This window comes from Enterobacter sp. UPMP2052 (genome assembly GCF_053709675.1).
In genome coordinates this window covers 49445-68765 of record NZ_JBSKJR010000010.1, presented here as the reverse complement: position 1 = coordinate 68765, position 19321 = coordinate 49445, and the positions used below count along the sequence as shown (strand labels likewise).

The 19321-nt window shown below is 58.0% G+C and carries 16 protein-coding genes; 4 read left to right on the top strand and 12 right to left on the bottom strand.

The window, feature by feature from the left end; all coding sequences use genetic code 11:
* Positions 1–5 precede the first annotated feature (5 nt).
* Both ACWKX3_RS19745 and ACWKX3_RS19740 read left to right on the top strand, forming a co-directional pair.
* Positions 6–2129: an alpha-galactosidase gene (locus ACWKX3_RS19745; RefSeq protein WP_454542264.1), complete on the top strand. Its 2124-nt coding sequence runs from the start codon at positions 6–8 to the stop codon at positions 2127–2129.
* Positions 2130–2173: 44 nt separating this feature from the next.
* Positions 2174–3436, top strand: coding sequence for an oligosaccharide MFS transporter (locus tag ACWKX3_RS19740; protein WP_454542263.1), 1263 nt, complete (start codon positions 2174–2176; stop codon positions 3434–3436).
* A 33-nt stretch (positions 3437–3469) separates the two neighbouring features.
* Here ACWKX3_RS19740 and ACWKX3_RS19735 read toward each other — a convergent pair whose 3' ends face one another.
* The 11 genes from ACWKX3_RS19735 to rhaB all read right to left on the bottom strand — a co-directional run bounded on the left by ACWKX3_RS19735 (position 3470) and on the right by rhaB (position 15983).
* Positions 3470–4888: a hypothetical protein gene (locus ACWKX3_RS19735; protein WP_454542262.1), complete on the bottom strand. Its 1419-nt coding sequence runs from the start codon at positions 4886–4888 to the stop codon at positions 3470–3472.
* Positions 4889–5253: 365 nt separating this feature from the next.
* Positions 5254–5772 (bottom strand): DUF3304 domain-containing protein, encoded by a 519-nt coding sequence (locus tag ACWKX3_RS19730; protein WP_454542261.1) that lies wholly within the window; start codon positions 5770–5772, stop codon positions 5254–5256.
* Positions 5773–6127: 355 nt separating this feature from the next.
* Positions 6128–6442, bottom strand: coding sequence for an L-rhamnose mutarotase (gene rhaM, locus ACWKX3_RS19725; RefSeq protein ID WP_454542260.1), 315 nt, complete (start codon positions 6440–6442; stop codon positions 6128–6130).
* Positions 6439–7587 (bottom strand): lactaldehyde reductase, encoded by a 1149-nt coding sequence (gene fucO, locus ACWKX3_RS19720; protein ID WP_454542259.1) that lies wholly within the window; start codon positions 7585–7587, stop codon positions 6439–6441. Before fucO ends, rhaM begins: the two co-directional genes overlap by 4 nt.
* 96 nt (positions 7588–7683) lie before the next feature.
* Positions 7684–8691: an ABC transporter permease gene (locus ACWKX3_RS19715; RefSeq protein ID WP_236348225.1), complete on the bottom strand. Its 1008-nt coding sequence runs from the start codon at positions 8689–8691 to the stop codon at positions 7684–7686.
* On the bottom strand, positions 8688–9692 hold the full coding sequence (locus tag ACWKX3_RS19710) for an ABC transporter permease (protein ID WP_006179146.1): 1005 nt from the start codon (positions 9690–9692) through the stop codon (positions 8688–8690). The genes ACWKX3_RS19715 and ACWKX3_RS19710 overlap by 4 nt, the downstream gene beginning before the upstream one ends.
* Positions 9692–11194: a sugar ABC transporter ATP-binding protein gene (locus ACWKX3_RS19705; RefSeq protein ID WP_454542258.1), complete on the bottom strand. Its 1503-nt coding sequence runs from the start codon at positions 11192–11194 to the stop codon at positions 9692–9694. The genes ACWKX3_RS19710 and ACWKX3_RS19705 overlap by 1 nt, the downstream gene beginning before the upstream one ends.
* A gap of 48 nt (positions 11195–11242) precedes the next feature.
* On the bottom strand, positions 11243–12229 hold the full coding sequence (rhaS, locus tag ACWKX3_RS19700; protein WP_006179148.1) for a rhamnose ABC transporter substrate-binding protein: 987 nt from the start codon (positions 12227–12229) through the stop codon (positions 11243–11245).
* 78 nt (positions 12230–12307) lie between these two features.
* Positions 12308–13138 carry a rhamnulose-1-phosphate aldolase gene (rhaD, locus tag ACWKX3_RS19695; protein WP_006179149.1) on the bottom strand — a complete coding sequence of 277 codons (831 nt, stop codon included), beginning with the start codon at positions 13136–13138 and terminating at the stop codon, positions 12308–12310.
* A gap of 119 nt (positions 13139–13257) precedes the next feature.
* Entirely contained in the window at positions 13258–14517 is a 1260-nt protein-coding gene (gene rhaA, locus ACWKX3_RS19690) for an L-rhamnose isomerase (protein WP_058610687.1), read from the bottom strand.
* On the bottom strand, positions 14514–15983 hold the full coding sequence (rhaB, locus tag ACWKX3_RS19685) for a rhamnulokinase (RefSeq protein WP_454542257.1): 1470 nt from the start codon (positions 15981–15983) through the stop codon (positions 14514–14516). Before rhaB ends, rhaA begins: the two co-directional genes overlap by 4 nt.
* 301 nt (positions 15984–16284) lie before the next feature.
* On the opposite strand from rhaB, the gene rhaS (ACWKX3_RS19680) reads away from it, so the two are divergent.
* Positions 16285–17121: an HTH-type transcriptional activator RhaS gene (rhaS, locus tag ACWKX3_RS19680; RefSeq protein WP_088209376.1), complete on the top strand. Its 837-nt coding sequence runs from the start codon at positions 16285–16287 to the stop codon at positions 17119–17121.
* Between the two features lie 73 nt (positions 17122–17194).
* Positions 17195–18043: an HTH-type transcriptional activator RhaR gene (gene rhaR / locus ACWKX3_RS19675; RefSeq protein ID WP_006179153.1), complete on the top strand. Its 849-nt coding sequence runs from the start codon at positions 17195–17197 to the stop codon at positions 18041–18043.
* Here the strand turns inward: rhaR and rhaT are convergent, their stop codons facing one another.
* Positions 18044–19078 carry an L-rhamnose/proton symporter RhaT gene (gene rhaT / locus ACWKX3_RS19670; RefSeq protein WP_058610685.1) on the bottom strand — a complete coding sequence of 345 codons (1035 nt, stop codon included), beginning with the start codon at positions 19076–19078 and terminating at the stop codon, positions 18044–18046.
* Between the last annotated feature and the right edge of the window lie 243 nt (positions 19079–19321).

Here is a 19321-nt window from a genome sequence, read left to right as displayed (position 1 = left end):
GTCTGATGCAAGATTCCATTTTACGGCTCGAAAGCAGGGCGGTGGATGTGGTGATCAAAACCCATCCATTCGCCGAAATTCTCTACTGGGGGGCGCATCTTGAGCACTTTTCCCCGCACGATGCGCAAAGTCTCTCGCGCCCGGTTGCTAACGGCAGGCTGGACATAGACTCCCCGGTGACGCTGATGGCCGAACTGGGCCATGGATTGTTTGGCTCGCCGGGTATTGAAGGCCATCGTCAGGGGCTCGACGGCTCGCCCGTTTTCATCACAACCGCCGTTCAGCGGCAGGGGCAGACCCTGACGATTACCGCTGAGGATGAACGTGCTGGACTGCGCCTGGTTAGCGAACTCGAACTGGATACTAGCGGCGTGCTGGCGGTGCGTCATGGTGTAACCAACCTTCGTGCAGGGGCATGGCAGGTTGACCGCTTTGCCGTCACGCTGCCGGTTGCCGAACGTGCACGGGAGGTGATGGCGTTTCACGGACGCTGGATCCGCGAATTCCAGCCGCACCGCGTACAGCTTGATCACGACAGTTTTGTGATTGAAAACCGTCGAGGTAAAACCTCCCATGAACACTTTCCGGCGCTGATTTCTGGTACGTCGTCCTTCAACGAAATGCACGGCGACGTCTGGGGCGTGCATCTGGGCTGGAGCGGTAACCACCGTCTGCGTGCGGAAGCCAAAACCGACGGACGCCGCTATCTTCAGGCCGAGGCGCTCTACCTGCCGGGAGAGAAGGCGATTGACGAGGGTGAAACGCTCTGGACGCCGCGCCTCTTTGCCAGCTACTCCGCGAAGGGTTTGAACGGCATGAGCCAGCAGTTCCACCGCTACCTGCGCGACAACCTCATTCGCTTCCCGGAAAACAAACCGCGCCCTGTCCACCTTAACACCTGGGAAGGCATCTACTTTGACCATGACCCGGATTACATCATGCGCATGGCCGATGAGGCGGCGGCGCTGGGCGTGGAGCGCTTTATCATCGACGATGGCTGGTTCAAAGGACGTAACGACGATCGCGCTGCGCTGGGCGACTGGTATCTGGACGAGAAAAAATACCCGAATGGCCTGACGCCGGTGATCAACCATGTTAAGCGGCTCGGTATGGAGTTTGGGATCTGGATTGAGCCAGAGATGATTAACCCGAACGCCGATCTCTACCGCGCCCATCCCGACTGGGTGCTGGCGCTGCCGGGCTACCCGCAGGCCACCGGGCGGCACCAACTGGTGCTTAACCTCAACATTCCGGAGGCCTTTGATTATCTCGTGGAGCGCATGAGCTGGCTTCTGGGTGAGCATGCGGTTGACTATGTGAAGTGGGACATGAACCGCGAACTGGTACAACCGGGGCACAACGGCAAAGCCGCCGCCGACGCGCAGACGCGTCAGTTTTATCGTCTGCTGGACGTGCTGGGCGAGCGTTTCCCGCACATCGAATTTGAATCGTGCTCCTCCGGCGGTGGGCGTATCGATTATGAAGTGCTGACCCGTTGCCACCGTTTCTGGGCATCCGATAACAACGATGCGCTGGAGCGCAATACTATTCAGCGCGGCATGAGCTACTTCTTCCCGCCGGAAGTGATGGGCGCGCACATCGGTCATCATAAATGCCATGCCACGTTCCGCCAGCACAGCATCGCGTTCCGCGGCCTGACGGCGCTGTTTGGCCATATGGGGCTTGAGCTGGATCCGCTCGCCGTGGACGCGCAGGAGCGTGAAGGCTATCGTCACTATGCCGCGCTGCACAAGCGGTGGCGTAACGTAATTCATCACGGCACTCAGTGGCGGGTAGATATGCCGGATGCGACGACACAGGCGCAGGGCATCGTGAGTGAGGACAAGACGCAGGGACTGTTTATCGTCAGCCAGCTTCAGATGCCGGATTACACGCTGATGATGCCGCTGCGCATGCCGGGGCTGGAGCCGGGCGCGCACTACCGTATCACGTTGCTCGATCACCCTAATATTCGCATCACGGGTGAGGGAGGCCACATCATGCGCAAGCTGCCGGAATGGATGGAAACGCCGCAAACCGCAAGCGGAGAGTGGCTGATGCAGGCGGGCATTGCGCTGCCGGTTCTGGATCCGGAAACCGCCATTCTGATTGGCGTTGAACGCGTGTAAGGGTGACGGACCGGGCGACCGGTCCTCCGTTGAGGATAAAAATAATGAATACCACCTGTACCCACAAAGACAACCCTAACTTCTGGATCTTCGGGCTGTTCTTCTTTCTCTACTTCTTCATCATGGCCACCTGCTTTCCGTTCCTGCCGATCTGGCTGTCGGATATCATCGGCCTGAATAAAACTCATACCGGCATTGTTTTCTCCTGTATCTCGCTGTCGGCTATCGCCTTCCAGCCGGTGTTGGGGGTGATTTCAGACAAGCTGGGGCTGAAAAAACATCTCCTGTGGATCATCGCAGTGCTGCTGTTTCTGTTTGCACCGTTTTTCCTGTTCGTTTTCGCTCCGCTGCTGAAAACCAATATCTGGCTCGGGGCGTTGAGCGGCGGGCTGTATATCGGCTTTGTCTTTTCGGCGGGCTCGGGAGCGATTGAGGCCTATATCGAACGCGTAAGCCGCAACAGCTTTTTTGAATACGGCAAGGCACGCATGTTCGGCTGTCTCGGTTGGGGGCTGTGCGCCTCGACGGGGGGGATCCTGTTTGGTATTGATCCCTCGTACGTCTTCTGGATGGGGTCAGGAGCTGCCCTGCTGCTGATGCTGTTGCTGGTGGTTGCAAAACCCAAACCTCATCAGACGGCGCAAGTCATGAATGCGTTGGGTGCCAACCAGCCGCAGATCACCGCAAAAACGGTCTTTAACCTGTTCCGCCAGCGCAAAATGTGGATGTTCATTCTCTATGTGATTGGCGTGGCCTGCGTGTATGACGTCTTCGATCAGCAGTTCGCGACCTTCTTTAAATCGTTCTTCGCGACGCCGGAGGCAGGCACCCGCGCGTTTGGGTTTGCCACCACAGCAGGGGAAATATGCAATGCCGTCATCATGTTCTGTTCGCCGTGGATTATTAACCGCATCGGTGCGAAAAACACGCTGCTGATTGCCGGGTTGATTATGGCGACGCGGATTATCGGCTCGTCGTTTGCCACGACCGTAGTTGAGGTAGTCGCCCTCAAGATGCTGCACGCACTCGAGGTGCCGTTCCTGCTGGTGGGCGCGTTCAAGTACATTACCGGCGTGTTTGACACCCGCCTGTCCGCCACGATCTATCTTATCGGCTTCAATTTTGCCAAGCAGTCGGCGGCGATTTTCCTGTCCGCGTTCGCCGGAAATATGTATGACCGGATCGGCTTCCAGGATACCTACCTGATGCTGGGCTGCTTAGTGCTGACCATTACGCTGGTGTCGGCCTTTACGCTGAGCAGCAGGCGGGAGATTGCTGCAAGCCGGGGCGCGGTGGAGGTGAATTAGGGAAGGGTGCTGCAGCGAATGTGGCAGCATGACTTAGGCTTCAGGCATCTCCATTGAGCGGATCGCAAAAAAGTCCTGTGAGATACCCGCTCCTTTGTCCACCGTCTGCAGGTCGTGTACAAACCATGCGTACATTTCTGGTGGTGCAGTATCCAGAGGTAATGGCCGGGGTTTACCGAGGTGTGCCGCGTGGGAGTATTCCAGAAACCGCTTCGCACGCCACAGTGCGGGTCCATATACGTTCGGGACGATATCCCTGCGTTTGTCCATGGGGTCCTGTTCCATACTGTTTAGCATCCTGAGGGCGGTATCCTTTACGTCATCAAGCCAGCCCCAGTTTTGCTGCAATACGGCCAGTTCATTTGCATACTGCCCGGCGGTCTCTTTCGCCTCCTGCGTGATGCCTGCAAATCCCGCAGATGCGCCAGCAGAGGCCAGCACATCGCCGCGCTGTTTTTCATATTTCATGCATTCCGTACGGTAATGATAGTATTGACGGCCCAGCCAGTCGATATAGCTGTCCAGATGACGGTTCTGGCATGCGGTGCTTAATGAAGTAAAGGGTAGTGCGCTCTGGTACGCCTCTGCCCACTGCAGGACGGACTGGTTTTTAACGTTGTCCTGGACGATGAAATAAGCAGCCACATCCGTATCTGTTTTATCGAGCGACTGAAAATCAGGGAAAGGCACGCCTGCCATGGTCGCCTCACGGTACATCCTGTGGAGCGCAACGCGGCAGAGTTCCGCACTGGGCTTCTGTTCATCCGGTTTCAGGCCCCCGCCGATATCCTCCGCGCATCCGGGATAGAGTTCTTCCTTGTGCGCCGGGTTATTGCCGGTGCGGTACAGGCAGCGCCAGACGCGGGTTTCATGGGCGGCAACCAGATGCAGGCTTTTCTTTACCGCTTCTGGCAGTGAGGTATCCTGGTCGATAGATTTATCCCCCAGTAATACGCTGATCCCTTTTATCGGCCCGCCAAACGCAGAGATAAAGTAATCCACGCCGTTGTTGTTGCTGGCCGACGTGCGTCGCGAGCAGTCAAACAGGCCGGTAAAGACGATATCGACGGGTATGCCCTGGTAGGTGTATTTATCCCCCTCTTTCTTACAAATATCTTTCAGCAGACTGTCCAGGAAATTACGTGCCAGGGTAGCGCCGAGGTCAAAACCGAAAAGGGAGACAGAAATGAGTTTGACGGGGACCGGGTTGGCTGATTTTGCCCTCTCATAAAATTGCTCAAAGCGCACTTTCGCCGAGGCGATACGTGTATCAACGCCTGTTACCAGCATATCTGCGACAGCAGGGTTATCACGAATCCAGGGGGTAGCTTCGATGCTGGCTTTTTTAAGTGCATTCGTGGCTATATTTTTCCCCAGCTTTCTCCACTCTGCGGGTTTAAGCAGCTTTGCACCTTCATTTTTCAGGATCTCATACCAGTTTCCACCTTTCAATAATTCTCCGCCTGTTTCCTTCGCCATTTCAGCGGGCTGAGATTTGAGATCATCCTGCACATTACTTCTGGCACCATCTATTAATGCAGTGAGTTTGGTAGAAAGATCCTCGCTAAAGGGTGTGCCAAGGCCTGATATGTAGAATTTTGAAAAACAGTCTTTACTCGAATTTTGTAGCTCATCAGGAAAAGCTCTGAACAGACGAGCAATATTACTGAGTCGTTGCTCTGGCGCATCCTGTTCAATATTCCTGTGAATACCATCGAAAAAGAAACCCACATGCCAGATGCGTGAACAATTGTGTATGCCGTAATCTTCAGTCTGCTGTGCCCGGTTTGCTGCAGAAATGAGGCTTTCTATATCCATTAATTATTGTCCATTGTATTGAAGTGTGCCGCTTCTGGCCGTTTTTCATAAGGCGACCATGCGTTATCACTCCATCCCAAAAGGACTTTATCGCCCGGGAGGAAATGAACGTGTAAATCATTTTCGCCCTGCTTCCGTACTGGCATAGGCATTTCTGTGCGACGAGTTTCTTTACGAAGTCCGGCGTTGTATTGCTCTCGCGTCGTACTTAGAGTCCATATTATTTCGGCATTATCACCGCTAATACTGCCGCAGCAGGTTGCCCCACCTCCACCAAAAGCTGATGCATTCGCCCCCGCCACGCCATTTACGCTAAACCCCAGGATAGGCCTGTCAATTTCACTGTGAATAATCAGCGTTACCGGCCCCGACGGTGGTCCCCAGACCGCAGCCCATACCGACCAGCCAAGATAAATCACCACTGGCAGTATCAGCGCTCCCCAGAGCCATTTTCCCCAGCGGGCATAACCACGGTTAATTCCATTGTCAATTTTCTTATAAGCTTTGAAAAATCCCATTTTGTGTATTCATCCATGATGTTGGGGGTAGTTAATCAAGAAGCCGTAAAGCAGTGTCATACGCTAACTCAGTACCACCATGTAATGGGGCAGCCCGGAAAAATGTATGGTTCATCTAAAGGTAAGTGGCAGGGTTACCATGCCACAAAATGCGGAGAATCTGACGTGATCGGATAATTTGGTCACGCGGGGTTTTCCTTTGAAATGCTTTCGCGAGTAACCCATCACTAAAACCTGATTTAACTTAAGGTCAATTAGAATGGTTACATGAAGAAGAGATGCTGTAAACGGATGAAGTGCATGTTTAATTCTGAAAAATGCCTCCCCGTAGAGCGACCTCCACGGGGAGTATTTATCAGTCGAGGTAAAACATCTCTTTCAACTCCGTGCTCACAGGGCTGTTGTCCGGGTTCGACGGCATGACGTCGCGCATGTGTTTCCACCAGCGTTGGCAGACGTCGGTACTTGCTACCGCGTTCCAGCGCGCTTCGGATTCAATCTCTACGGTTGCGAACAGCAGGTGGCGTTCCTTGTCGAGATAGATGGCGTAATGGTGCGCGCCGTGGTCTTTCAGCACGGCTTCCAGCTCTGGCCAGATGGGATTGTGGCGGCGCGCGTACTCTTCGTGCGCGTCCGGGTTAACCTGCATGACAAACGCTTTGCGGATCATAATGCCTCCAGGTACAGCTCGCGGACCTCATCGCGGCTGGCGGTTCGCGGGTTGCAAGGTGCGCACGGGTCGGCGAGGGCTTTATCCAGCCAGCCTTCGATGTCAGCTTTGGTCACGCCGAGCTGGCTAAAGCCGGACGGAATGCCGACGCGGGTACTCAGATCGCGAATCGCCTGAATGGCTGACATACTTGCTGCTTCATCGCTCATCCCGCGCGTATCGACACCCATCGCCTGTGCCACGCGGGCAAAGCGCGTCACCGCGTTCTGGCGGTTAAAGTTTTCGATGATCGGCAGCAGGATGGCGTTACACACGCCGTGCGGCAGGTTGTGCGTCGCGCCCGGTTGATGCGCCAGGGCGTGAACCAGACCCAGACCGGCGCTGTTAAACGCCATGCCCGCCAGATATTGACCGAACGCCATCTGCTCGCGGGCTTCAAGGTTATGGCCCTCGTCGACCGCTTTCGGCAGCCACAGGGTGATCAGGCGAATCGCTTCCAGCGCGTTGGCGTCGGTGAGCGGGTGCGCGCCCACGGAAACGTAGGCTTCGATGGCGTGGGTCAGGGCGTCCATCCCCGTCGCGGCGGTGACGGAAGCCGGAATATCAAGCATCACGCTGGCGTCGTCTACGGCAATGTCCGGGATGATGTTCGGGTCGATAATCACCTCTTTCACCTGACGCGCGGAATCAATAATCACCGCGTTGCTGGTCATCTCCGCCGCCGTGCCGGCGGTGGTATTGATCGCCACCAGCGGCACGCCTGCGTTTTTCACCTTGCCGACGCCGGAGTAGGCAGTGGACGGGCCGGGGTTAGCGGTCAGAATTTTGATCGCCTTGGCGGTATCGATCGGGCTGCCGCCGCCGAAGGCGATCAGGTAATCACACTCCGCGTCGCGGAATGCCGCAAACCCCTGTTGCACCAGCGCTTCCGTTGGGTTCGGGAACACCTCATCAAACAGGTGATACGACATCTCGTGGGCATCCAGTGCGGTAAACAGGCTGTCGAGCAGGCCGAGTTTAACCAGCTGGCCGTCGGTGACAATCAGCGCTTTTCCCCACTGCTTGTTCGCCACCAGGTTGACCATATCGCCGATTGCGCCCGCGCCGTGCAGGCTGATTTTAGGAAGCGCCAACATAAAGCTCATGATAATTCTCCTTAATTACTGTGATTTTTATGCCTGGCGGCGCTGCGCTTGCGCGGGCCTGCGATCCGCAGGCCGGGTAAACGTAGTGCCACCCGGCTATGGAATCCGTCTTCGCTGCATCATCCGTCGCGTGATAATCGGCAGTGAAATCACCACGATCAGCATTGCGCCGACGATCACTGACATCACGATGCCGGGCACGTTTAGCAGGCTCAGGCCAAAGGTCACCAGCCCCATCAGGAAGGCGGCGATAATCACGCCGACCATGCTGCCGGACCCGCCTAAAATATTGACGCCGCCGAGCACCGCCATCGTCACCACCGCCAGTTCCCAGCCCATCGCAATCGTCGGGCGCGTGCTGCCCAGGCGCGAGGTGAGCAGCACCGAGGCTAGGCCCGCCATCAGCCCCACCAGCGCAAACAGGATCAGGTTGTGGCGTTTAACGTTGATCCCGGCGTACCACGCGCCGGTCGGGTTATTGCCGATGGCGTACGTGCGGCGACCAAAGTTGGTGCGGTGCAGCACAAAGGCAAACACGGCTGCCAGCACGATAAACAGCGCAAACTCAAACGACAGCGCGCCCCAGACGTAGCCTTGCCCCAGCCACGCGAAGCTCTCCGGGTAGCTGTTCAGCGCCTGATCACCCAGCAGGATGTAGGTGATCCCGCGGTACAGGCTCATGGTGCCGATGGTGATGACGATGGACGACAGGTTAAAGCGCGTCACCAGAATGCCGTTGAACAGCCCGCACAGCAGCCCGACGCCTAATCCCACGCACACCAGCAGGGGCGTATCCATGCCCGCCGTCGCGCAAAAACCCATCGCCGTAGAGCTGAGCGCGATGGTCGAGGCCACCGACAGGTCAATCTCACGGGCGATAATCAGCATCGCCATCGGCAGGACGATGATCGCCTTCTCGGTGAAGTTGAACGTCGCGTCGGAGAGGTTCCAGACGTTGAGGAAGTAAGGCGAGGCGAGGGCGTTGCCCACGAACACCGCCAGCGTAACGGCCAGCAGGAAACCTTCCCAGCACAGCAGGCGCTGGAGCAGGCCCGGCGCAGCAGGCACGTTTTTGATCTCTTCAGTGGTCATCATTTTGCTCATGATTTCACCGCCAGTTTCTGACGCGCCAGCGCCGCGTCGCGCAGGATCAGCCTGCCTTTACGTTTGTTGCCGCGTTCGTTGAGCAACACCGCAATGACGATCACCGTGCCGGAAATCGCCATTTGCCAGAACGGCGAGACGCCGATTACCGGCAGGGCGTTATTGATGACGCCGAGGAACAGCGCGCCGAACAGACAGCCGAGCACGCGCCCGGTGCCGCCCATGGTGCTGATCCCGCCAATCACACAGGCTGCCACGACCTGCAGCTCAAAACCGTTAGCCACGTCGACATACGCAACGGCAAAGCGGGAGATCCACAGATAGCCGCAGAAGCCTGCCAGCAGACCGGAAAGGCAGAAGCTGACGAACTGCATTTTTCCGACGTTGATCCCGGTGTAATACGCTGCGGTAGCGTTGCCGCCTGCGGTATACAGCGCGCGGCCGGTGCGGCTGTAGCGCAGGAAGTAGCCCACCAGCAGCAGCGCGGCAACGGCGCACCAGCTCAGCACCGGCAGGCCCAACACCGCCGCGCGCGGCAGGCCGAGGAAGTCCGCGCTCATCTGGTTGGCGTTGACCCAGCCGCCGCCGGAAAGCAGAAAGATAATCCCGCGGTAGATGCTCATGGTGCCGAGGGTGACCACAATCGCCGGGATACCCAGTTTCCACACCAGCAGGCCGTTAATCATCCCCATTACCAGCCCGAGCGCGCTTGCCAGCATCAGCAGCCCCCAGACGGGCACGTCCGGGTAGTGGAAGTTAATCAGCGCGACGATCATCCCGGTTAGCGCCAGGTTGGCCGCCATGGAGAGGTCGATGCCTTTGGTCAGCAGCACCATCATCTGCCCGAGGGCGAGAACGATCAGAATCGACGTGTCATTGAATATCTCCACCAGGTTGCCCGGCGCGAGAAACGACGGCACGCGGCTGCCGATGGCGACAATCATCAGCACAATGACCGCGCCCAGCAGGGCTTCACGGTGTTTCATCAGTGAGTTAAGCATCACGCCGCCTCCTGTTTTACACCGCTGGCGGCGCTGACGATGGTTTCCGCCGTCGCGTCGCCCGCCTGATATTCGGCCACCATCAGCCCTTCGTGCATCACGATGATGCGGTCCGCCATGCCCATCACTTCCGGCAGTTCGGACGAGACCATAATCACCGCCAGCCCCTGACCCACCAGTTCAGACATAAATTGATGAACGGCGGCTTTTGAGCCGATATCGATGCCTTTAGTCGGCTCATCGAGGATGATCACGTCAGGATGCGTCGCCAGCCACTTGCCGATCACCACCTTTTGCTGGTTGCCGCCGGAGAGGGTTTCCACCGCCTGTTTCCAGCTAAAGGCTTTGACCTGCAGGCGGGTGGCGTATTCGTCAGCCAGTCGCCATTCGCGTTCGTCATGCAGCACGCCGTTCGGGTTAAGTTTGCCGAGCTGCGGCAGGCTGATGTTCTGCGCAATCGGCAGCGCGATAATCGCCCCCTGTTTCTGGCGTTCTTCCGGCACGCAGACAATGCCGGCGTTGATGGCGTCCGCCGGCTGGCGGAAATGCTGCGTTTTACCGTTAAGCACAATCTCGCCCGAGGACGGATGGGTGATGCCGGAAAGCGCCTGCATCAGCTCAGTACGCCCCGCGCCGACCAGCCCGTAAAAACCGAGGATCTCACCCTTGCGCAGGGAGAACGAGATATTGGCGAACTCGGTCGGGTGGCAAAGATTTTTCACCTCCAGCACCGTCTCGCCTTTTTCGCAGTCGACTTTCGGGAAGGTCTGGGTAATGGCCCGCCCGACCATCATCGACACCATCCGCTCCTCGGTGATCGTGTTTATCGATCCTTCCCCGACAAACACGCCGTCGCGCAAAATGGTGTAGTGATCCGCCAGCTCAAAAATCTCGTCGAACTTGTGGGAGATAAACAGGATCGCTTTTCCCTCCTGCTTCAGGCGCTCCACTATCTGATAGAACTCGAGAATTTCATGCTGCGACAGCGCGGCGGTCGGTTCATCAAGGATCACCACCTGCGCCTCAAACGACAGCGCGCGGGCGATGGCGACCATATGACGCTGGGCGATGCTCAGGGTTTTCAGCGTTGCGCGCGGGTCGATCTGCACTTCCAGACGCGTGAGGATAGCCTGCGCCCGACGGTGCATCGCCGGCCAGTCGAGGGTGTTGAAAACGCCTTTACAGAGATACTGGCCGACAAAAATATTTTCGGTGACCGACAGTTCATCGAATAGCACCGTTTCCTGATGAATAGCGGTAATGCCGATCTTGTGCGCCGATTCCGGCGTCGGGAGATGTACAGGGATGGCCTTATAGAGGATTTCGCCCTCGTCAGGCTGATAAATGCCGGTCATCACTTTGACCAGCGTCGATTTGCCCGCGCCGTTTTCGCCGATAAGTGCGGTCACTTTGCCGGGCCACAGCGCAAGCTGCACGTTCTCAAGGGCGCGCACGCCGGGGAAGACCTTGGTGATGCCCGAAAGCTGTAGCAATGGGGTCATGATAGTTCTCCGTTAGATCCCCTCTCCCACAGGGAGAGGGGGAAAGGGTTAGAAAATCTTCGAGAACTTATCAATGTTGCTGGCATCGTAGACGAACGGCTCGGCCATCGCCCCGTTGCCGTCGGCATCCAGCTTCACTTTGCCGAGTTTGCCCATGCTGGCTTCGCCTTTGGTGGCGGTGCCTTTTACCAGGTCATCCGCCAGATAGGTGGCAGCGTAGCCAAGGTCAATCGGGTTCCAGATGGCAAAACTCTTGCTTGCCCCGGATTTCACCGCGCCCGCCATTTCAGACGGTAGACCTAAACCGGTGACGTACACTTTGCCGATCTTGCCCTGGTCTTTGACCGCCTGCGCGGCGGCCACAATGCCCACCGACGACGGCGAGACGATCACTTTCAGGTCAGGCCAGGTTTTCAGCAGGCCGACCGCTTCGCGGTAGCTTTTGTCAGAGAGATCGTCGCCGTAGGCCACGGTCACCAGATTGACGGACGGGTACTTCGGCAGCACCTTTTTCATCTCCGCAATCCAGGTATTCTGGTTGGTTGAGGTTGGCGTGGCGCTCAGCACCGCCACGTCGCCTTTCTCGACGTTCAGCGCTTTCAGCGCGTCGGCGGCAAGTTTGACGTTGGTTTCACCGATCAGGGCGTTGTTCGACGGGTTCAGGTGGATTTGACGCCCGGCCTTCGCCACGCCGGAATCCCACGAGACAACCTTGATGCCGCGCTGCATCGCTTTTTTCAGCACCGGCACGACCGCATCCGGATCGTTCGCCGAGATGGCGATCGCATCCACGCCCTGGGCGATCAGCCCGTTCAGCACTTCGATCTGCGCTTCCGCCGTGGTGGTGGTCGGGCCGGTATAAATCACTTTTACATCGCCTAACTCTTTGGCCGCCTCCTGCGCGCCAACGTTCGCTGCCTCGAAGAATCCATTCCCTAAGGACTTCGCCACGAGGGCGATTTTCACTTCTGCTAAAGCGGAACCGGACAACGCCAGTGCGGCAACGGTGAGGATCAAGCTTGTCTTTATTTTCATTGCTTTTACTCCACATGAGTCAGTTGTAGGGATTGCAGGTGGTTTTCGCCCCGTCTCAATGAGCGGGGCGCGATGTTTTTATGGGTACAATGCTAACGCCGACTGCATTGGGGTGACGCCGAAGCGTTTGCCCAGCGCGATCAGCTCTTCACGGGTGATGGTCTGCTTCATGCCGCCCATGGCGTAGACTTTCACCAGCACTTCAGCCGACTTCTCGGCGGTGTCGATCAGGCCAAAGGTTTCATCCAGCGTCGGGCCGCTGCCGAATACGCCGTGGAACGGCCACAGCACCAGGGAATGTTTTTGCATATCCGTCGCGGTGGCCTGGCCGATCTCGTCGGTGCCCGGCACCATCCACGGCAGAATGCCCACGCCGTCCGGGAAGACCACCAGACATTCGGTACTGCCTTCCCACAGCTTGCGGGTGATCAAATCCGAACTGTTTTCCAGCACGTAGGTCAGGGCAATCAGGTTGGTGGCGTGGCAATGCATGATCACGCGGTCTTTGCCCTGGGTCGCCTTGATGCGCTCGCAGTGGGAAAGGAAGTGCGCAGGCAGTTCAGAGGTGGGCACCGCCTCGTCCGTCAGCCCCCAAAGAATGTGGTAGCCTGCGCCGTCACTGTCCACTTTCACCACCCCGAGGTTGGCCTGCGGATCAAGCTGCACGTTGCGGAAAAACTTGCCGGAACCGGTGACGATAAACGGCGTATTGGCAAGCAGCGGCATCGGCTGGCTTAGCGCGATATAGCGCGGCTGCGGGTGGAAATCGGCGACGTACGGCTCGATGTCCGCGTCGTCCAGACGCAGCGTCAGGTTGCCGCCGTTACGCTCGTCCCAGCCCTTGAGCCAGGCGTCGGAGGTGGCTTTGATCATGCCCTGGACGAACCAGGCGTTAGTGATGGTCTGCATAGTTTTCATTTCCAGTTATCGCGGTGAGAGTTTCCCCTCACCCTAACCCTCTCCCCAAAGGGGCGAGGGGATGGTTTGCTCCCTCTCCCCTTGGGGAGAGGGCAGGGGTGAGGGGGCAGTTACCCGCGCTGGCTCAACACGTCTTTCTCATACGCCCGCACGTTATCCAGCCACTGGCTGCCCGCCGGGGCATCGTGACGCTGGCAGTACATCTCCCACACCGCCTGCCACGGCAGGGATTTCTGCTCCTCCAGCAGTGCCAGACGGGCGGTGTAGTCGCCGTTTTCCTCCAGCTGCTTCAGCGCGGCGGTTGGCTCCAGCAGGGCGCGCAGCAGGGCTTTCTTCATATTGCGGGTGCCGATAACCCACGCCGCGATGCGGTTGATGGAGGCGTCAAAGAAATCGAGGCCAATGTGCACGCGGTCGAACAGGTCGTGGCGGATGATTTCGCTGGCGATTGCCTGAGTTTCGTCATCCAGCAACACCACGTGGTCGCTGTCCCAGCGCACCGGACGGCTGACGTGCAGCAGCAGGCGCGGCACGTAGAGCATGGCGGCGGAGATTTTGTCGGAGATCACCTCCGTCGGGTGGAAGTGACCGGCGTCCAGGCACAGCGCGGTCTGGCGGCTGGTGGCGTAGCCCATGTAGAACTCGTTCGAGCCGACGGTGTAGCTCTCCGCGCCGATGCCGAACAGCTTGCTCTCCACGGCGTCGATGTGGTGCGCCGGGTCCAGTTTTTCGCTGATGGCTTCATCCAGTGCGGCCAGCAGGCGCTGACGCGGCGCCAGGCGGTCAACGGTGATGTCCTTCATCCCGTCCGGGATCCAGATGTTCATCACCGACGGCGTGCCGAGCTGCTCGCCGAAGTACGCCGAGACGCGGCGGCTGGCTTTGACGTGGTCAATCCAGAACTGGCGGATTTCATCGTTGGCGTGAGCGAGGGTAAAGCCATCGGCGCTCAGCGGGTGCGAGAAGCAGGACGGGTTAAAGTCCAGCCCCAGCCGGTTGGCTTTGGCCCACGCCACCCAGTTCGTAAAGTGTTCCGGTTTGATCTCGTTACGCGCCACCGGCTCGTCGGATTCGAGATAGATGGCGTGAAGGTTCAGGCGTTTTGGCCCCGGGATCAGGCTCAGCGCCAGCTCCAGGTCGGCACGCAGTTCGCTGGCGTTGCGCGCTTTGCCCGGATAATTACCCGTTGCCTGAATGCCACCCGTCAGCGAACCGCCTGGGTTCTCGAAACCGGCGACGTCATCGCCCTGCCAGCAGTGCATAGAGACGGGCAGACGGTCGAGCTGGCGCAGCGCCGCGTCGACATCCACGCCGACGGCGGCGAAACGCTGTTTAGCCAGGTCCCAGGCTTGTTCAAGTTGAGTGGTCATGCGCAAAGCTCCTTAGTCAGTCGTTTTTGCTGAAACTGCGCCCGGTAGCGGGCAATGTCATGGCAGGGATGGGGAGTGAAGGTGGTCAGGCCATAGTTGTCGGCCACTACCGAGCGGAAATCGTCGACGCTCGCCAGTTCGTCCAGGGTCATCAGCTGAATGCCGATATTGCCGAGCGTGGAGGCCTCAACCGGCCCGGCGACGACGGTGATCCCGCAGGCGTCGGCGCAAAGCTGGTTCAGCAGCTGGTTCTGGCAGCCGCCGCCAACGATGTGCAACCGGCTGAACGGCCTGCCGCGAAGGCTCACCAGTTCGTCGAGAATGTCGGCATACAGCAGGGCGAGGCTGTCAAAAATACAGCGCGCCAGCTCGGCAGGGCGGGACGGCACCGGCTGGCCGGCCTCGACGCAGGCGGCCTGGATCTCGGCGCTCATGTGCGCCGGGTTGATAAAGCGGTCATCATTGGGGTTGATCAGGTAGGTGCAGGCCGTCAGCTTTTCGGTTTGTGCAATCAGCGAGGCCAGGTCGGTGATGTTCTGCTCTTTCAGCACCCGCTGGAGCAGCCACAGCCCCATGATGTTCTTTAACACCCGGTAACGGCCTTCTGCGCCGCCCTCGTTGGTGATGTTCGCCGCCAGCGCGGCGTCGCTGGTGTAGGGCGTTTTGCTCTCAAAGCCCATCAGCGACCAGGTGCCGGAAGAGAGATACGCCGCGTCTTTGTCGGCAAGCGGCGCGGCGATGACCGCGCTGGCGGTATCGTGGCTCGCCACGGCCACCACCGGGATCGGATTGCCCTGCGGGCAGACCCACTCGCCAATCACATTGCCCGGATGGGTCGGCGTGCCAAACCACGACGGCGAGGCACCCGTCCAGGCCAGCAGGTTTTCGTCCCAGTTATCGGAATTGATGTTCACCAGCTGGGTGGTGGTGGCGTTGGTGTATTCCCAGTTCAGGTTGCCGGTCAGGCGGTAGCTGAAGTAGTCGGGGATCAGCAGGGCGTGCGCCGCCTTTGCGGCCAGTTCCGGCTGCTGTTCGACCAGGGCGCGCAGCTGATACAGGGTGTTAAACGGCAGGAACTGAATGCCGCTGCGCCCGTAGATCGTCTCTTTACCCAGCTGGGCGATGGCATGCGCCATGACGCCGTCGGTACGGCTGTCGCGGTAAGAGACGGGCAGGCCGACGCGTTCGCCAGCGTCGTCCAGCAGGACGTAATCCACGCCCCAGGTATCAATTCCGATGCTGTCGATACGGATGCCGTCATTGCAGACATTCCCAAGCCCGGTACGGATTGCCGCCTCCAGGCCGTCAATGTCCCAGGTATCAAAGCCGTCCCGCTTTTGCAGGCAGTTGGCAAAACGGTGCATTTCGCGAAGCGAAAGCGTGCGCTGGCTACGGTCCCAGGTCGCCAGCATTACGCGGCCGCTGGATGCGCCTAAATCGACAGCCACACAATGGCGAAAAGTCATGGTCACGTCCTTTCTCAAGTCATTAGCGGTGAGTGTAAGAAAGGGAAGAAAAAGGCACCTTCTCGCCAGTGACAGGGCAAATCGCGCGCTGGCAAGAAAGCAAAGGTGAACGTGAGGCAGTTCACAGTTTCCAGTAATGACGGGGTTTTCAGGCAGTGTGACGCTTACCGCATTTCCCGATCTTTCCGCCCGTTTCTTGAAAAACGGACAGCTTTTGCGAGGTTTGCTGCTGAAAATTTAAGGTGCGTGCGCCGGGCCTTAATTACTATTTTGAGAACTTTTCTCATTGGTGGGGGCCGTTATGACCGTACTACACAGCGTGGATTTTTTTCCTTCGGGCGGGTCGCCTGTCGCGATTGAGCCACGGCTCCCGCAGGCAGCGTTTCCGGAACATCATCATGATTTCCATGAGATTGTGATTGTTGAGCACGGCACGGGCATTCACGTTTTCAACGGCCAGCCGTACACCATCAGCGGTGGCACGGTCTGCTTCGTACGCGATCACGACCGGCATTTGTACGAACATACCGACAACCTGTGTCTGACCAACGTGCTGTATCGCTCGCCGGATGCGTTCCAGTTTTTGTCCGGGCTTAATCAGCTTTTGCCCCAGGAGAAAGACGGGCACTATCCGTCGCACTGGCGGGTTAATCAGTCCACGTTGCAGCAGGTGCGCCAGCTGGTGAGCCAGATGGAGCAGAGCGAGGAGGGGCTGGAGACGCACGTCGTTGCCACGCGTGAACTTCTTTTTATGCAACTGCTGGTGCTGCTGCGCCGCAGTAGCCTGGTGGAGGGGCTGGAAAATAACGCTGCGCGCCTTAACCAGCTGATGGCCTGGCTGGAAGATCACTTTGCTGAGGATATCTGCTGGGAAACGCTGGCGGATGATTTCTCGCTGTCGCTGCGTACCCTGCACCGCCAGCTGAAGCAGCACACCGGGCTGACCCCACAGCGCTATCTTAACCGCCTGCGCTTAATCAAGGCCCGGCATCTGCTGCGCCACACGGATGAAAGCGTCACGGACATCGCTTATCGTTGCGGTTTCGGCGACAGTAACCACTTTTCGACGCTGTTTCGCCGTGAATTCAGCTGGTCGCCGCGCGACATTCGTCAGGGCAAGGACGCGTCGCTTCAGTAACGCGAGGGCAATCACCGTTTTTTCGCCGCAAAAAGGCTAATAATGTCAGGTTATTCGCCCGTGAGGTTGTGGTGTGGCTGCTCAGTTAATTCTTCGCAAAGATGATTTTTTTGCCTCCGCCGGCCAGGCCGTTGCGGTGGCCGATCGCTATCCGCAAAACGTCTTTGCCGAACACACGCATGAATTTTGCGAGCTGGTGCTGGTGTGGCGGGGCAACGGCCTGCACGTCCTTAACGACCGGCCTTACCGCATCACGCGCGGGGATCTGTTTTACATTCGCGCCGAGGACAAACACTCCTACGCCTCGGTGAACGACCTGGTGTTGCAGAACGTCATCTACTGCCCGGACAGGCTCAAACTCAACGTCGACTGGGCCGCAAACATTCCGGGGTTTGTTGATGCGAAGGGCGCACCGCACTGGCGCTTAAGCAGCAACGGCATGACCCAGGTCCGGCAGGTGATTTCCCAGCTTGAACAGGAGAGCCTGAAAAACGATCCCGAGGCTAACCAGATGGCGGAGCTGCTCTTTGCCCAGCTGGTAATGACCCTCAAGCGCTATCGTTATGCCACCGACAACCCCTCCGCCACCACTCAGGAGGCGCTGCTTGATAAGCTCATCACCCAACTTGCGGGCAGCCTGAACAAGAGTTTCGTGCTGGAAAAGTTCTGCGAGCAGGAGCAGTGCAGCGAACGCGCGTTACGCCAGCAGTTCCGCACCCAGACCGGGATGACGGTGAACCACTATCTGCGCCAGCTGCGCATCTGCCACGCTCAGTATTTGCTCCAGCATACGGAGCTGATGGTGAGTGAAGTGGCGATGCGCTGCGGCTTTGAGGACAGCAACTACTTTTCGGTGGTGTTTAACCGCGAGGTGGGGATGACGCCGGTACAGTGGCGTCATCGTAGTCGAAAGGCGGCGTGATCAGTTCGCCATGCCGAGGCCAACAATGTTGGCAGCGATAATAATCACCACGCAGCCGAGGCTCAGCACGCCCACCGGACGACGCCCGGCGTTGTTCCACTCCTTCAGCACAAGCCCTACCAGGCCGCCACACAGCACGTAGAAACTCATGTGCAGCATCCAGCTCATGTAATCGTACTGCGCCGGAATGCTGGCGTGGCCCCAGGCGTAGAAGAAGAACTGCAGATACCACATCAGCCCACCCAACGCGGAGAGCAGCACGTTGGTTACGATCAGCGGTTTTGCCAGCGAGAAGTCGGCTTTTACCGACAGGTTCTTCACTTTTGCCAGACGAATAAAGCAGAAGCCCAGGTTGACCAGCGCGCCGCCGCCCATGATCACCACGTAGCTTGGCAGGGCAACGTACAGCGGGTCGACGCCCAGCGCGGCGGCGGCTTCGTGCATCGGTTTGGCGGCGTTCATGGCGAAGGACATACCGGCGGAGAAGATGCCGCACATTACCGCCAGCAGCAGCCCTTTCTTCAGGTTGAAGTCCTCGGCTTTGATGCCCATCTTGCGCTCTTTAAGCTGGCCCGCGCGGGTCACGATGCCTACGCCGATCACCGCGACCAGCACGCCCAGCAGCGTCATGCGCCCGCCTTCGGTATTGATCAGCACGTCGAAATTGCCGTTGAGGATTGGCGTCATCAGGGTGCCGACAATCAGCGTAATGCCAATCGCGATGCCGATACCCATCGACATGCCGAGGTAGCGCATGGTGAGGCCATAGTTGATGTTGCCGATGCCCCACATCGCGCCAAACAGGAAGACCGGCAGCAGGGTAGAGGCGCTGAAGGAGGAGAAATAGCCCCAGAAATCGGGCAGGAGCATGGCGCTGATGGTCCACGGCAAAATCAGCCATGACACCGTACCGCCGACGGACCACATGGTTTCCCATGACCAATGTTTAACCTTTTTAAACGGGGCATAGAAACAGGCTGCACTGGCTGCGCCTATCAAATGCCAGAAAATACCCATCGTAATCGCATGATTCATTTTTACATCCTCATCGTTTTTATAGTCGGTGGCTTCCCGCCGACTTGATGAGTGTAAAAATTAGGCGGTTTGGGAACCTTCAGAAGGTTGCCGCACTTTTGTTCAGGATGGCAATCAGCACGTTAACCGCGTGAGCAGACTCACAATTTCGCGATGAGAGGGAAAATGAATAACCTTATAAAAACTACGGCATTGATAATCATTTTCAATATCATTTAATTAACTATAATGAACCAACTGCTT